The organism is Nocardia sp. NPDC004722, assembly GCF_053601505.1.
The window spans coordinates 1-14,428 of sequence record NZ_JBSGBY010000158.1; the positions used below are offsets into that span (position 1 = coordinate 1).

At 65.7% G+C, this 14,428-nt stretch carries 13 protein-coding genes and 2 pseudogenes; 7 read left to right on the forward strand and 8 right to left on the reverse strand.

Features of this window, described 5'->3' with window-relative positions; all coding sequences use genetic code 11:
- A pseudogene (locus ACWELQ_RS17695) lies at positions 1-196 on the reverse strand (inositol monophosphatase); the annotation flags it as partial.
- 117 nt (positions 197-313) lie between these two features.
- Here ACWELQ_RS17695 and ppgK point away from each other — a divergent pair.
- The 7 genes from ppgK to ACWELQ_RS17730 all read left to right on the forward strand — a co-directional run bounded on the left by ppgK (position 314) and on the right by ACWELQ_RS17730 (position 9,743).
- Positions 314-1,072: a polyphosphate--glucose phosphotransferase gene (gene ppgK, locus ACWELQ_RS17700; RefSeq protein WP_452398119.1), complete on the forward strand. Its 759-nt coding sequence runs from the start codon at positions 314-316 to the stop codon at positions 1,070-1,072.
- A 153-nt stretch (positions 1,073-1,225) separates the two neighbouring features.
- Positions 1,226-2,650: an RNA polymerase sigma factor gene (locus ACWELQ_RS17705; RefSeq protein ID WP_452398120.1), complete on the forward strand. Its 1,425-nt coding sequence runs from the start codon at positions 1,226-1,228 to the stop codon at positions 2,648-2,650.
- Positions 2,651-2,892: 242 nt separating this feature from the next.
- Complete coding sequence (locus ACWELQ_RS17710) at positions 2,893-3,051, forward strand: hypothetical protein (RefSeq protein WP_452398121.1); 159 nt, start codon at positions 2,893-2,895, stop codon at positions 3,049-3,051.
- Between the two features lie 599 nt (positions 3,052-3,650).
- Entirely contained in the window at positions 3,651-4,853 is a 1,203-nt protein-coding gene (locus ACWELQ_RS17715) for a cytochrome P450 (RefSeq protein ID WP_452398122.1), read from the forward strand.
- Positions 4,854-4,876: 23 nt separating this feature from the next.
- Positions 4,877-6,112, forward strand: a complete 1,236-nt coding sequence (locus ACWELQ_RS17720) for a cytochrome P450 family protein (RefSeq protein ID WP_452398123.1) — start codon at positions 4,877-4,879, stop codon at positions 6,110-6,112.
- Between the two features lie 140 nt (positions 6,113-6,252).
- Positions 6,253-7,527 (forward strand): cytochrome P450, encoded by a 1,275-nt coding sequence (locus ACWELQ_RS17725; RefSeq protein ID WP_452398124.1) that lies wholly within the window; start codon positions 6,253-6,255, stop codon positions 7,525-7,527.
- 446 nt (positions 7,528-7,973) lie between these two features.
- A complete protein-coding gene (locus ACWELQ_RS17730) occupies positions 7,974-9,743 on the forward strand; it encodes an acyl-CoA dehydrogenase family protein (RefSeq protein WP_452398125.1) in 1,770 nt (589 codons plus the stop codon).
- A 57-nt stretch (positions 9,744-9,800) separates the two neighbouring features.
- On the opposite strand, the gene ACWELQ_RS17735 is transcribed toward ACWELQ_RS17730, so the two are convergent.
- The 7 genes and pseudogenes from ACWELQ_RS17735 to ACWELQ_RS17765 all read right to left on the reverse strand — a co-directional run.
- Positions 9,801-10,013, reverse strand: a complete 213-nt coding sequence (locus ACWELQ_RS17735; RefSeq protein WP_452398126.1) for a helix-turn-helix domain-containing protein — start codon at positions 10,011-10,013, stop codon at positions 9,801-9,803.
- Positions 10,014-10,047: 34 nt separating this feature from the next.
- A pseudogene (locus tag ACWELQ_RS17740) lies at positions 10,048-10,539 on the reverse strand (AraC-like ligand-binding domain-containing protein); the annotation flags it as partial.
- Positions 10,540-10,902: 363 nt separating this feature from the next.
- Positions 10,903-11,574 carry a TetR family transcriptional regulator gene (locus tag ACWELQ_RS17745; RefSeq protein ID WP_452398127.1) on the reverse strand — a complete coding sequence of 224 codons (672 nt, stop codon included), beginning with the start codon at positions 11,572-11,574 and terminating at the stop codon, positions 10,903-10,905.
- Positions 11,575-11,578: 4 nt separating this feature from the next.
- A complete protein-coding gene (locus tag ACWELQ_RS17750; RefSeq protein WP_452398128.1) occupies positions 11,579-11,977 on the reverse strand; it encodes a hypothetical protein in 399 nt (132 codons plus the stop codon).
- A gap of 91 nt (positions 11,978-12,068) precedes the next feature.
- Entirely contained in the window at positions 12,069-13,193 is a 1,125-nt protein-coding gene (locus ACWELQ_RS17755; protein ID WP_452398129.1) for a TfoX/Sxy family DNA transformation protein, read from the reverse strand.
- Positions 13,194-13,329: 136 nt separating this feature from the next.
- A complete protein-coding gene (locus ACWELQ_RS17760) occupies positions 13,330-14,154 on the reverse strand; it encodes a PIG-L family deacetylase (protein WP_452398130.1) in 825 nt (274 codons plus the stop codon).
- A gap of 90 nt (positions 14,155-14,244) precedes the next feature.
- Positions 14,245-14,428, reverse strand: a 184-nt coding sequence (locus ACWELQ_RS17765; protein WP_452398131.1) for a hypothetical protein, incomplete at its 5' end; no start/stop codon positions are given.

Here is a 14,428-nt window from a genome sequence, read left to right on the forward strand (position 1 = left end):
GCACGGCGTCCGGCTCATTCGCGTGCGGGCCGAAGACCTCGGGGCGGCGGGCGCGCACGTGCGCGGCGGCGGTCTCGGCGAGATACACCGCGACGCGGCGCAGTTCGGCTATGTCCGAAGTGTCGGTGTTGCGGGCGGCGGGGGCATCGGTGTCGACGGCGGCGGGGGCAGGGGTGGTGAAATTCGATTCCGGCACGAGCTCCATCGCAGCACAGATCCGGCATCCCGCGCATTAGGCTTGTCGTGCACGACACAGCTCACGGGCCGGGGAGCTGCGACTTCCCGGCAATCACTGGAGAACGAGGAGTGGTCCATGTCCGATCCCGGGCACGCGTTCGGCATCGATATCGGTGGCAGCGGCGTGAAGGGGGCCGAAGTCGATCTCGCGACCGGTGAGCTGGTGTACGACCGCATCAAGATCGCGACACCGCATCCGGCGACCCCCAACGCGGTCGCCGAGGCGGTGGCCAAGCTGGTCGCCCAGTCCGGCTGGGAGGGCCCGGTCGGCATCACCATGCCGAGCGTCGTCCTGCACGGCCAGATCCGCACCGCCGCCAATATCGACAAGACCTGGGTCGGCATCGACGCGCGGCACCTGTTCTCCGTCGCGCTGGGCGGCCGGGAGGTGACCGTCCTCAACGACGCCGACGCGGCGGGCATGGCCGAGGACAGCTACGGCGCGGCAAAGGATCTCAGCGGTTTGGTAATGCTGCTCACCTTCGGCACCGGGATCGGATCGGCGATCATGTACAACGGTGTGCTCATGCCCAACAGCGAGCTCGGGCACATGGAGGTCGACGGCCGCGAGGCCGAGCACCGGGCCGCCGCCTCGGTCAAGGATCGGGTCGGCATGACCTACCCGGAGTGGGCGCGCGAGGTGTCCAAGGTGCTGGTCACGCTGGAAAACCTGTTCTGGCCGAACGTGTTCGTGGCCGGTGGCGGCATCAGCCGCGACTACCAGGAATGGATTCCGTTGCTCACCAACAGAACCCCCGTGGTGCCCGCCGCGCTGCGCAACACCGCGGGCATCGTCGGAGCAGCCATGGCGGTGTCAGCCGGTATCGCACCGTAAGTAAGCTGGTTCGATCGTTACAATGGAACACATGCCCGGCGGTGAGCCGGAAACCGACACCGGCACGAGAGCCGGTATATCCCCCGACAGAACCGCTCCGCCGGATGATCACTCTGGCGTGACGCCGCACGAGACCGTCACGAAAGGGCGTACGTGGTAGCCACGAATACCCGAGAGACCGCCGAATCGGCCGACGCTGCCGACTCAGCAGACACCACTGAAGCACGGCCGGTCAAGAAGGCTGCCGCCAAGAAGGCCCCGGCCAAGAAGGCCGCGGCAAAGAAGGTCGCGGCCAAGAAGACCGCCGCGAAGAAGGCCACCAAGGCGACTGCCAAGAAGGTGGCCGCCAAGAAGGCTTCGCCGAAGAAGGCCGAAGGCGCCGAGGGCGAGGAAGGCATCGAGGACGAGTCGCTCGAACTCGATGAGGACCTCGACGACCTCGAAATCGACGAGGACGAGCTCGCCGACGAGGAAGAGCTCGTCGACGAGGTCGAAGACGACGAGGAGGAGGGGGCCGAGGCCCCTGCCGCCGCCGCGGGCGAGGAAGCCGAGGAGTCCGACGAGCCTTCGGAGAAGGACAAGGCCTCCGGCGACTTCGTCTGGGACGAAGAGGAATCCGAGGCGCTGCGCCAGGCCCGCAAGGACGCCGAGCTCACCGCTTCGGCCGACTCGGTCCGCGCTTACCTCAAGCAGATCGGCAAGGTCGCGCTGCTCAACGCCGAGGAGGAGGTCGAGCTCGCCAAGCGCATCGAGGCCGGCCTCTACGCCACGGAGAAGCTGCGCGAGTTCGCCGACAAGGGCGAGAAGCTGCCCGTGCAGTCGCGCCGCGACCTGCAGTGGATCATGCGCGACGGCAACCGCGCCAAGAACCACCTGCTGGAAGCCAACCTCCGCCTCGTGGTGTCGCTGGCCAAGCGCTACACCGGCCGCGGGATGGCGTTCCTGGACCTCATCCAGGAAGGCAACCTCGGTCTGATCCGCGCGGTCGAGAAGTTCGACTACACCAAGGGTTACAAGTTCTCGACCTACGCGACGTGGTGGATCCGCCAGGCCATCACCCGCGCCATGGCCGACCAGGCCCGCACCATCCGCATCCCCGTGCACATGGTCGAGGTCATCAACAAGCTCGGTCGCATCCAGCGCGAACTCCTCCAGGACCTGGGCCGCGAGCCCACCCCCGAAGAGCTCGCCAAGGAAATGGACATCACGCCCGAAAAGGTGCTGGAAATCCAGCAGTACGCGCGTGAACCCATCTCCCTGGACCAGACCATCGGCGACGAAGGCGACTCGCAACTCGGCGACTTCATCGAAGACTCCGAAGCCGTCGTCGCCGTCGACGCGGTCTCCTTCACCCTGCTCCAGGACCAGCTCCAGTCGGTCCTGGAAACGCTCTCCGAGCGCGAAGCAGGCGTCGTCCGCCTCCGCTTCGGCCTCACGGACGGCCAGCCCCGAACCCTGGACGAAATCGGCCAGGTCTACGGCGTCACCCGAGAACGCATCCGCCAGATCGAATCCAAGACCATGAGCAAACTGCGCCACCCCAGCCGCAGCCAGGTGCTCCGGGACTACTTGGACTAGAGCGTCATCAGAATTGGGCCGCCGAGCTTCCAGCTCGGCGGCCCAATCTCCTTTTCGACCAACTTGCTCTGATGTGGTCACACGCGGCGCCGGATGCGGGCAGGACGGATCGTGTCGCAATTCGAGCCAAATTCTGTCGCAAAGCGGGTCGATCGGATCCCCAACGCACACTTAGCCTTTCACAAAGCAATACGGAGCTCCAAGGCTCCGCAAACTTGCTCGAGCAGTGAATTGGAATAGCAATGGACGCGCATACGACGGCACTCCGGCTGCGCCAGCGAATCACAGAGCTCGATGCCGCGGAATCGGCCCTGGACGACCACCTGATCGCGTGCCGCGCGAAGCTGGCCCGCCGCAGCGAGTGGAGATGGGACTACCAGGTTCTCGACGATCGGCTGTGAGGAGATCGGCACCGGCACCGGTCGCGCCGCGCGAAACCCGTCGCATCACGATCCGAGTGACGACTCTCGTCGAGGGCGTACCGACCGCGGTGAACTTGTCACTGGTGCTGCGCCACAACGCCCGTGGCACCCTCACCGCCATCATTCTCGCCTGATCCGCGAAAGAAGCCGGATCCAAGGTAGAAGCACCGACACAACCCGAGCCCCGACACGCATGCCGCGGTATCCAGCCCCTTCGGTCTCGGAATGCACTGCGCTGCAACACATAGGCGGCTACCTTGATGGATGGCGCAGCGAAAAAAGCTCTAGGGCAACCGATATGAATCTCGGATCGCCGGGGAGGACCGCAGAACCGGCTTTCGAGGTGGCATACGAGGCCGCCGATCAGCCTGCAGCACACTCCATTTCCCGATCTCAGCCGGACTCGAAACCAGGCCTGACAACCAGGTCTTGCGCCGTTGACCTGCAGCACCGACGAATCACACTTCTTTGGGGGGATCGCTCTGACCACCTCGCATCCGTCTGCGCACTCACCGCGCAGCGCGAAGCACACTCGAGAGACCGGGCTCATGTTCGCCGGGGATGGACCACGCGAAACCATGGATACCCTCGAGTTCGCGCACGATCCGCACGCAGCCTACGAGCGTTGGCGCCAGGCGTACGGGTCGTTGGTACCGATCGAGCTCGCACCAAGCGTTCCTGCCACGCTGGTCATCGGCTATGCGACCGCCTTGAGGATCCTCAACGATCCGCAGCATTTTCCGGCCGACCCGCGTGTCTGGCAGGCCTCGGTGGATCCTGAGTGCCCGGTCCTGCCGATGCTGCAGTGGCGACCGAATGCCCTGCGCAGCAGCGGGAATGAGCACGCACGCTACCGCTCGGCCAACGTCGCCGCGCTCGAGACCGTCGATCTCTACGGCATGCACGCGGTCATCGAGGATATCGCCGGACCGTTGATCGGTGATTTCTGCCGAGCGGCCGGCACTCGGGCAGCATGGCACCACTCGACGGGATCGGCAGAGCTGCTCACCCAGTACATCTACCCACTGGTCTACCGGGTGCTGGCCTTTGTGCTCGGGTTCGACGACGACACCAACGAGCAGGTCGGCACCGGCATGGCGATGATGTTCGACGCCGCCGGTGAGGCCGAAACCGGCAACGCGATGCTGGTGTCGGCCCTCGACGAGCACATCCGGCGGAAGCGGGCCCGCCCCGGCGCCGATGTCACGTCCCAGTTCATCAACTCCGCCAACCTGAGCACCGAGGAGCTCATCCACCAGCTCGTCACCCTGCACGGAGCAGGCAGCGAGCCGCAGGTGCATCTGATATCCAACGCGCTGCTACTGATGATGACCGATGACCGCTTCGCCGGTGACCTGATCGGCGGGAGCCTCTCGACCCGTGACGCACTCGATGAAGTGCTGTTCAGCAATCCTCCGTTGGCCAACTTCTGCATCACTTACCCCCCACAGCCGTTGTTCATCGACGGCGTCTGGTTACCCGCCTATCAGCCGGTGGTGATCAGCATGGCCGGATGCAACGCCGACCCGGCCATCCACGCCGATCGCTTCACACGCTCCGGGAACCGCTCGCATCTGGCCTGGAGCGCGGGACCGCACCAATGCCCGGCCCGGCAACTGGGCTACCAGATCGCCATGGACGCCATCGACTACCTGCTCGACGCGCTGCCGGACCTCCGATTGGCCGTCGCCATCGACGATCTGGTGTGGCGTCCCGGCCCGTTTCATCGCGCCTTGACGGCACTGCCCGTCGAGTTCCCCCTACCCCTGCAGATGCCCTAGCCCCACCGAGCGAGGAGATGACGATGGAGCAGAACACACCGCTGGTCCTGGACCCGACCGGCACCGATATCCAGGGCGAGTCCGCACGCCTCCGCGCCCGCGGCCCGGTCGCCCTGGTCGAGCTACCCGGCGGGATCCGCGCGTGGGCGGTCACCGAACAGGCGATCCTGCACGACCTGCTGCGCGATCCGCGCGTGTCCAAGGACGCCCGCCAGCACTGGCCCGCCTTCACCTCCGGCGAAGTGGGCCCGGAGTGGCCCCTCTACACGTGGGTCGCGGTCAACAACATGTTCACCGCCTACGGCAGCGACCACACCCGACTGCGCAAGCTCGTACGCCCGGCATTCAGCCTCTCCCGTACCAACGCGCTGCGGCCGAGTATCGAGGCCCTGGCCGCCGATCTGCTCGACAGGATCGCCCGAACACCCCCCGGCCAACCGGTCGACCTGCGCGAAACCTACTGCTACCCACTGCCTATCGGGGTCATCAGCTCGCTGATGGGCGTGCCCGAGTTCCTGCACGCCGGCCTTCGGACATGTGTCGACCGGATCTTCGACACCTCGCTCCCGCCGGAACAAGCCCTCGCCAACTACGTGGAGATGCAGCGGATACTGCGGGAACTGGTGACCTATCACCGCGAGTATCCCGGCGAGGACATGACCAGCGTGCTCATCGCCCACCGAGACGAGGACGACGGCTCGACACTGACCGAACAAGAACTCGTCGACACCCTGCTGCTGGTCATCAGCGCCGGGCATGAGACCACCGTGAACCTGCTCGATCAAGCCGCCTTCTTGCTGCTCACCCAGCCCGAGCAGCGCGCGAAGATCGAGGCGGGATCCGTGGAATGGACTGCCGTGGTGGAGGAATCGCTGCGGCTCGAAGCGCCGGTCGCGCACCTGCCGCTGCGATACGCCATCACCGACATCGATATCGACACCGGGAACGGGACCGTCCGCATTGCGGCGGGCGAACCGATCCTCGCCTCCTATGCGGCCGCAGGCCGCGATCCCAAGGTGCACGGCGACACCGCAGACGCGTTCGATCTCGAACGAGAAGTCAAAGCGCACTTGGCCTTCGGCTACGGCACACACCTGTGCCTGGGAGCATCACTGGCCCGCCTCGAGGCCGGCGTCGCGCTCCGAGCACTGTTCGAGCGATTCCCGGGAATGCGCCTGGCCAAGGACCCGGCCGAACTCGGCACCGTCAGCTCGTTCATCTCCAACGGCCACAGCTCGCTGCCGGTCTACCTCACCTAGCCCAGCAGGATCGCCGACCGGCCGCGACGATCGCGACCGGTCGGCATCGCATTGTTCGGGCGCTTTCCGACTCCTTGGCACATGTGCGCGCCGCGTTCCTTGGGTACGATTCTGCCGCAACCGATTTCAAGGGAGAATACGTGGATCCGCAGCACGCGCATCAGGGTGCTACAACCGCCTCGACATCACTGGTCGCCGACTCGGAGCGGATCCCGATCTACAGTCCCGAGTTCGCGGCCGACCCGCATGGACACTACCGCCGGATGCGCGGCACTTACGGATCGTTGGTGCCGGTCGAGATCTGGCCCGGCGTGCCCGCGACGTTGGTCATCAGGTATTCGACCGCGGTGCAGATCCTCAACGACCCCGTACATTTCCCGGCCGATCCGCGAATGTGGCAGAAGACCGTCCCGGCCGACATCCCGATCCTGCCCATGGTCGAGTATCGGCCCAATGCCATCCGCACCAGCGGCCCCGAGCATGCTCGTTACCGCAGTGCACTCAACGAGGCGATCGCCGGAATCGACCTACTCGCCGTGCGAACCATGGTCGAGCGCACCGCCGTTCCCGTGGTCAATGGCTTCTGTCAGGACGGCAAGGCCGACATACTCAGCCAGTACGCTCTGCCCCTCGTCTTCAGCGTCTTCTGCCAGGTTCTCGGTTGTCCGCCGGAGATCGGTGAGCGGGTCGCGGCCGCCTCGGCGGCCATGTTCGACGGTGTCGACACCGCGACCGTCAACGCCCGCATGGGCGAAGCCCTCCTGGACCTCACCGCGCTCAAACGCGCCCAGCCCGCCGACGATGTCACCACCCGACTGGTCCAGCACGACGCGGAGCTCACCGACGAGGAAATGGTGCACCAGCTGGTCCTGTTGTTCGCCGCAGGCGTCGAGCCGCCACTCAACCTCATTGCCAACACGCTGCTGCTGATGCTGACCGACAGCCGGTTCACCAGTACCGTGCAAGGGATTCCGCTGCCCACGAGCGCAGCCATCGACGAGCGTCTCACCTCCGATCCGCCGATGGCGAACTATTGCATCACCTATCCGCCCCAGCCGATCATGGTCGACGGTGTCTGGTTGCCCGCTCACCAGCCCGTCATCATCAGCATGGCTGCGTGCAACACCGATCCGGAGTTGCAGCCGGGCAGTTCGCTGGACAACGGCTGGAACCTGGCGTTCAGCTCCGGCGAACACGCCTGCCCAGCGCACGCCCGGCCTTATGGTGTCATGCTCGCGCGCGACGTCATCGATCAGCTTCTCGACTTTCTGCCCGACATGAAATTGGCGCGCGACGTCGCCGACCTCGACTGGCGTCCAGGACCGTTCCACCGCGCGCTCACCACGCTGCCGGTGGTGTTCCCGCCATCCAAACCATTCCCCGCCTGGCAACCCCCTGGTGTGCGGTTCGGGTGACCTGATCGGCTCGGCAATCTTCTGTCAATGTTCACTAGGCCCCATGGGACGAATTGTGTAACACTACAATTCGTGACTATTGCGGCGAAGGAGACACTGCGGCAACCCGTTCCGCAGCGCGACACGCCTGCGACAGTGCGGTTCAGCAGCGGTTTTGCGTTGCAGCCCGGTCGATCTGAACATACCGCCCGCCCCACCGACAGGATCCGAACGAGCGACCACGGCCTCGGTGACGATGCCGCGATGTCCCCGAACGGAATTCACGTGAAGGTGTGTGGTGCGACGAACTGATGACAGGTGATCGCCCGGCCCTCTTCTGACCGGTCCTGCTGCGGTGTCCGCGTGAGCTGACACTCCAGTCCGGCGCGGCGGAGCCCGGCGATGCCTCGCATGCCCACGGCGGATGAGTTGCTGCCGACGGGATCGTGAATGAGTAGGAGGCCGTTATGAATTCGCATGGGCATCAGGAAGGGATATCGCTGGCCGAGACCCTTCGGCACGGCAGCCTGGAGTTCCACCAGCAACTGCAGAAGGTTCTCAGCAACCCGGACTACTTCGTCACCGAGCAACAAAGCCAGGAACAGCGCCGCCAGAACGCCTACGACCAGCTACACCATCTGGTGCAGGAGATCGGCAGCACCCGGCAGATCGCGACCGACCTGCCCGCGTTGTTCGCGGTGTTCGACTGGTGCGCGGTGCTGGCGACGGACCTGATTCCGCTGATCTCGGGCCATTACAACCTGGCCTCGGGCAGCCTGGCGACCTTGACCGATTCCGACTCGGCCGCACCGTATCTCGCCGACCTCGACGACGCCACCGCCGTCGGTGTCATGCTGCTGACCGAATACGGGTGCGGCTCGAACATCCAGTTCATGCAGAGCACCGCCACCTGGGATGGCGACGGGTTCGTCATCAACACGCCGAACCCTCGGGCACGGAAGTTCATGCCCAGTGTGGGCATCCCGGTGTCGCGGGTCTGCGTGGTCGGTGCCCGCTACATCGACTCCGCGGGTGTCGATCAGGGCGTGCACCTGTTCGCGGCCCGGCTGCGTGACGCCCACGGCGCCCCCGCGCCCGGCGTGACGATCACCCAGCTCGACCATCAGCCGCTGGTCATCATGGACAACTCCGTGATCGCCTTCGACAATCTGCGCGTCGAACGGTCCGCCTGGTTGAGCAACGACCTCGCCACCATCGACGAGGACGGCGTGCTCACCTGGCGCGACGAGACCAGCCGCAAACGCGGTTTCGCCTCCGCGATCAGCCAACTCACGGTGGGTCGCCTGGCGCTGTCCTCGTGTTTGAACGCCACCGCCCGCTCCGCGCTCTACATCGCGCTGCGTTATGCCGCCAAACGAGTCGTGCCCCTGACCCCGACCGACACCCCGCTCATGGCCGACATCCCCCACGTGCGCGACACCCTGCTCACCGATCTAGCGGGCACCATCGCGCGCACCATCTACGGCAACGCGATCAAAACCTCGTTGGTCAACGCCGATCTCACCAGCCGTGACACCGTCGTTTCGGTGATGTTGGCCAAGTACTTCATTCAGCCGCACGCCCTCCAGTCGGTCACCGATGCCCGGCTGAAAATGGCTGCACAGGGTATGTTCTCCGCCAATCGCGTCGCCGACTACCTCGGGGTCTGCCACGCCGCCATCACCGGCGAAGGAGACTGCCACGTCCTGGGTTCGGTGGCCGGCCGCGTGCTTGCCAAACACCTCGCGGGTAAACAGCCACCGGAGCCCGGTCTCCACGACCCCGCCGAGCCCGGCGACCGGCTGGGCCTGTTCAACGCTCGAACCCTCACCATCGTCGAAGAGGCCCAGACCTACCTGAGCACGCCGGGGCTCGAAGCCAGATTGGCCATCATCCCCGACGCCCTCGACCTGGCTGATGCGTACTGCGCAGAAGAAGCATTGCAGCTACTGCACCAGCACGCTCATCACAGCGAGATCGCCTCGGTGCGTGACGTTTTCGCTTTGTCCTACCTCGACCAGCACGCCACGTGGTACCTCACACACGGCATGCTCGACATCGACGCGGTCAAGACGGTGAAACAGCAACTCCGCTGTGCGCTGGACACCCTCGCCGACCACCTCCCCGGACTGCTGGCGGCTTTCGAGTTCGATGACGAAATTCTCGGTGCGCCTGTACTTTCCGAGGACATCCCGGCCGCATGGGCGTCCCGCTGCAGCGATCCGCGCCCGCACTGATCGCGAAAGGTAAGCAGGTTCGGGCCGCCCTCTCCGGACGGCCCGAACCTGCCTACCTCAGCCGAGGCTGCGTCGTCGTAGCTGGCCAGCGGAGCAACCGTACTTTCTACGGATCTCCCTGTTGAAGTTCGAGATCGCGGAAAACCCGCTCTCGAAAGCGATGTCGCTGATTGTCCGACCACGGTAGTGCGGGTCGGCGAGCCGACCCGCCGCACGCTCGAGACGAACAGTGAGCAGATAGCGGCGCGGTGTCGTGCCCATCAGACCCATCGCGCGTTCCAGGGTCCGGCGTGTGACGCCGAAATGCTCGGCGACCGATTGGACGGTCAGCCGCGGGTGTGTCCGCTGGAATATTGATGATCCAACCGTGCACGTTGTCGTCGTGGGACAGCACCATGCGCTCGCCCCAATGGATGACGCCTATCCGATCACGTCCCAGCTGCACCCGCTCGCCGTATTGCTCGATGCCCAGCAGCCCCCTGCGCGGGATCAGCAGTCGCGCGCTGCGGTCTCCATCGGCGTCGATCTCGGCACGTGTGCGTTCGTAAGAGATCGCGGTTGAGGCGAAGGCGACATTCTGAAAGTCACCGAGCCGATACGTGTTCAAACGTTGAACGCGTAACGCGCCGTCGAACTTCGACCAGTCGGTGAAGTCCACCCGTGCGCCCCCCTGATTGGCCGAGACCTGCTCGCGCCAGTACGCAGGCCTGTCGTCTACGGATAAATCCGACGTCGTGTCGCTCGCCACCTCCAGCTCAGACACGCTTCCCCCGTCCCCTTGTCGCAAATCGAGCACTCTCTTGTCGTGAATCGGGTCGACTGGAATCTATACGCCCACTTAGCCTTTCACTCAACGATCAATCGGCGCATGTCGATGTCCGGCCAGGACATCGACACCGAGGTCTCGGATGCCGGTGAAGCTCTGTCCTCGCAGATCAAAGGAGGTACGACGCGACGGGGAGTTCGCGGCGTACCTGGACGAAATCAACCGAGAACAGAGCTGACCAGCCGCGAGCTGGTCGAGCCGTCGGTCTGCCGTAGGGGGCAGACCGCCGGCACGCCATCAGCATCCGAAAACACCGGGGCCCCGACACTTCGAGCCGTGCAGCGCCGCACAGTCCGAAGTGTCGGGGCCCCGGTCCGTCCAGTCACCAACGGACTAGCTGCTGAGGTCTTCGATGAGGTCCAAGGCTGGGTAGAGGACGGGGCGGAGGGGGCGGAGGCGGGAGAGGGCGACGATGCGTTCGACGAGGGGGGCTGCTCGGCGGATGAGGAGGCGGGTGCGGTCCTGGTTGGGGCTGGGGTCGTGGACCCAGAAGAGGACTATGCCCATGTGGGCCAGCCATAGGAGGTTGGGGAGTTCGGCCAGGAGGCGCTTGTCGCCCTTGACGTCGTCGCCGATTACCTGGTTGCGGATGATGGCGGTGGATGAGGCTCGAGCGGGGCGGCTTTCGTCGCTGAAGGGGCTCAGGGGGCTGGTGGGTTGGGCGGCGGTGGCGAAGAATTTGCCGCCGAATTCGTGGAAGGGGGCGGCTATGTCGACGAAGGCCAGTTCCATTGATTGCCAGCGGGCGGCGAGGGTGTCGGCGCGGGGGGTTTGTTCGACACGCTGTTCGTGGAGGGTTTGGATGTGCTGGTAAAAGCCTTGGACCAGGTGCTCTTTGGAGGCGAAGTAGTAGTAGGCGTTGCCTACGCTGACGCCGGCTTCGCCCGCGATCGCGCGCATGGTGGTCTTCGTGTAGCCGTTCTGCTCGAAGAGGCGGAGGGCTGCGTCGATGATCTGCTGGCGAGTTACCTCGCCGCGCGCGGTCGCGGGCTCGGGGCGGGTCATGGGGTCAGGCTAGCGGGGCCGCGGCGAACGGGACGGGAGGGACCGGCGCCTGCTTCTCCTGGTGGCGGCTGCGGCGGATCTTGTTCAGCGCGATCAGGTTTGCGAAGTGCATGCCGCCGAGCACCAGCAGCACCATGCCGAGTTTCGAGGCCAATTCCTCGATCGCGGCGCGCGCATCGACAACGGGACCGCTGATCTTCAGGGCCAGCGCCACGAAGCCTGCATTGACGAGCCAGAACCCGATGACCAGCAGATGATTCACCACTTCGGCGAGATCACTGTCACCGTTCATGACGTCCACCAGAAACCGCGCGCCGGTGCGCTGCAGGGTTCGCGCAACCCAGAACGTGACCACCAGGCTGATGGCCGCGTAAGCCGTGTATGTAGCGACGACGAGATTCATTGTCCCAGCTCCTATGCTGATTTGAACGTGTTCAACTAGGAGGCTAGGCCGATTGTTGAACACGTTCAAGTGTGAGCGTGGCGACACCGCGCTACCGGCAAGCGGACCGGCTCGGGCGAATCGGGGCTCGATGGCGAGGGTGAGGGATCGGGTCGGGGGCGGGTTCCGGGCCGAGTTCGGTGAGCAGTTCGTGGCGGCGGGCCGCGGAGACGTTGCGGCGGTCGCGGTACGTGAGTGCGCCTTCCATTGCCCACAACATCTCGAGGTTGAGGCCGCGGACGTGGGCGGCGCGCATTCGGCGGTATGCCTCGACCGCGCCGATGACGGCCAGCTCGTCGAGGGTGGTGACGGCCGCGTGGGTCAGCATGGCGGCGGCCTCGGAGCCGAGGGTGTAGGAATCGCCCTGCCATTGGCGGATTCTCAGGTGGGCGTCGCCTCTGACGTGTTCGGCCTCATGCCATACCGCCGCGCGCAGGGCGCCGGGGTCGGTGAAAGTGGCGGGGCGGGAGAGGACTTGGGCGCGGGCTTGGACGGCCACGTTCACCATCGGGCGGAATCGGTTGAAGACCTGGATTTCGCCGTCGAAGCCGCGGTCCCACGGGCCGAGGTAGACGTGATCGGTGCCGAAGCGGTTGGCCGTGTCGAGGCGGGCCGCGTGCAGGGCCCAGCCGCGGGATTCGTCGGGAGAGCCGGGGGTGAGGACGAGGAGCCCGGCGCGGTGGGTGACGGTGCCCTTGTCTTCCTGGTGACGATGACGGTCCCACCAGTCGTCCAGGGCGTTCGGTTCCAGGGTGCGATCCAGGCCGAAGGTGCGCCAGCGGATGGTGCCGTCCGGATTCGGCAGGGGGCGACGGCTTTTCAGGTGGCGGGCGACTCGATCATCGAAAGGTGTGCACCAACCGGGGACCAGGACGATGGGGGCGGCTGGGTCGGCGTCGAAAGGGGTCGGGGTCAGGAACCGGCTGTCGATGAGCACGACCGTGCCGGGACGGGCTTGATACGACAGGCCCCAGAGCAGACGTGCCAGCAGTTGCGCGCCGTGGTCGTCGGAGAGCACGTGCCAGGTGTCGTGGAAGCGATTGGTGCTGAATCGAACTTGGGTGCCGGGGCGCAGCGTGATCACGGTGTGCGCGCCAGCGGGCGACCGCACCACGTGGCGGTGCAGTTTGAGACCATCGATGACCGACTTGGCGGTGGCGGGGCGCTGCTGTTTCATCGCGATCCATGACGCCACACCAATGTCGCTGCGTACAAGCGATTTTCGATGGGGCGGCTGCGCGGGTTTGGGCTGGGTCCGGCCAACGTCGCGACGTGCGCGCTCGGCTCGCCGAGGCCGCACCGAGGCGGCCTCGTCAGCGGCCCTCGGTCCGCAGTCCGGCGAAGAGATCGGTCTCCTGGGCCGGGGCGTCGGCGACGCGGTTGTAGTGGCGGACGAAAACCTCGGTGCCGAACATCAGATGCTGCATGTCGGCGGGCAGGGACAGGAACGGGACACTGTCCGACTGGCTGACATGGGCGGCCAGGGCCTTGGCCTTGCGCTCGGTGTATGGGGTGACATCGACGGTGGCCGTGATCTGGTCCATCGGGATGCCGAAGTCTTCGGGCGGGTCGAAGTCGATGAGGCCCTTGGTGCGCAGCAGCGTGAACATCTCGCGGGACGATTCGCGGGGAATCGCGGTGTAGTAAAGCTTGTCCGGAATGCCGGTGGCCGCGGCGGCGGCCAGGGTTATGCGGTTGGCCTGGATATGGTCGGGGTGGCCGTAGTTGCCGTTCTCGTCATAGGTGACGACCACTTGGGGACGGTAGTGGCGCATGAGGTCGGCCAGCCGGGCGGCGGCCTCGTCGACGGGGGTGTTCCAGAAGACGTCGGGATGCTGGTTGGCGTCCCAGCCGTCCATCCCCGAATCCTGATACCCGAGCAGCTCGACATGCTCGATTCCCAGCAGCGCCGCCGACTCCTGGAGTTCGGAAAGCCGTTGTGCCCGTACCGCGCTCGGATCATGGCCGGGACTGCCGGGCTTGATGCCGCCGGGCGCGTCACCCTGCTCGCCGTTGGTGCAGGTCACCAGGACCGTCCGGATGTCCTCGGCGGCGTACCGGGCGAAAACGCCGCCGGTGCCGAGCACTTCGTCGTCCGGATGGGCGTGTACGGCCATGATCGTCAGCTGGTCGGTCATGATTCTCCGTCTGTCGGCGCCGAATGAGTCCGTGTGGTCACTCTACGAAGCAACACCGACGCCCGCGGTGGTGATTCCGCCCGCCGCCGATCACACCCATACGGTCGAGAGCCACACGGTGACGGCCGCGGCGACCAGCAGCACGAGATTCAGCACGATCTGCCGGTCCTTGCCGGTCAGATGGACCGGGATGGCACCCAGTTGCAGCAGGACGAACCTGGCCCGCAAGCTGATCGCCGCGCATCTGGTGTCCGGCGCGCTGACGCCGGGCGCG

What these genes read in the sequence shown, in the direction of transcription:
- ppgK (WP_452398119.1), top strand. Translation starts at nt 314, where the DNA reads ATGTCCGATCCCGGGCACGCGTTCGGCATCGATATCGGTGGCAGCGGC.
- ACWELQ_RS17710 (WP_452398121.1), top strand. Translation starts at nt 2,893, where the DNA reads ATGGACGCGCATACGACGGCACTCCGGCTGCGCCAGCGAATCACAGAG.
- ACWELQ_RS17715 (WP_452398122.1), top strand. Translation starts at nt 3,651, where the DNA reads ATGGATACCCTCGAGTTCGCGCACGATCCGCACGCAGCCTACGAGCGT.
- ACWELQ_RS17720 (WP_452398123.1), top strand. Translation starts at nt 4,877, where the DNA reads ATGGAGCAGAACACACCGCTGGTCCTGGACCCGACCGGCACCGATATC.
- ACWELQ_RS17730 (WP_452398125.1), top strand. Translation starts at nt 7,974, where the DNA reads ATGAATTCGCATGGGCATCAGGAAGGGATATCGCTGGCCGAGACCCTT.
- ACWELQ_RS17735 (WP_452398126.1), bottom strand. Translation starts at nt 10,013, where the DNA reads ATGGGTCTGATGGGCACGACACCGCGCCGCTATCTGCTCACTGTTCGT.
- ACWELQ_RS17745 (WP_452398127.1), bottom strand. Translation starts at nt 11,574, where the DNA reads ATGACCCGCCCCGAGCCCGCGACCGCGCGCGGCGAGGTAACTCGCCAG.
- ACWELQ_RS17750 (WP_452398128.1), bottom strand. Translation starts at nt 11,977, where the DNA reads ATGAATCTCGTCGTCGCTACATACACGGCTTACGCGGCCATCAGCCTG.
- ACWELQ_RS17755 (WP_452398129.1), bottom strand. Translation starts at nt 13,193, where the DNA reads ATGAAACAGCAGCGCCCCGCCACCGCCAAGTCGGTCATCGATGGTCTC.
- ACWELQ_RS17760 (WP_452398130.1), bottom strand. Translation starts at nt 14,154, where the DNA reads ATGACCGACCAGCTGACGATCATGGCCGTACACGCCCATCCGGACGAC.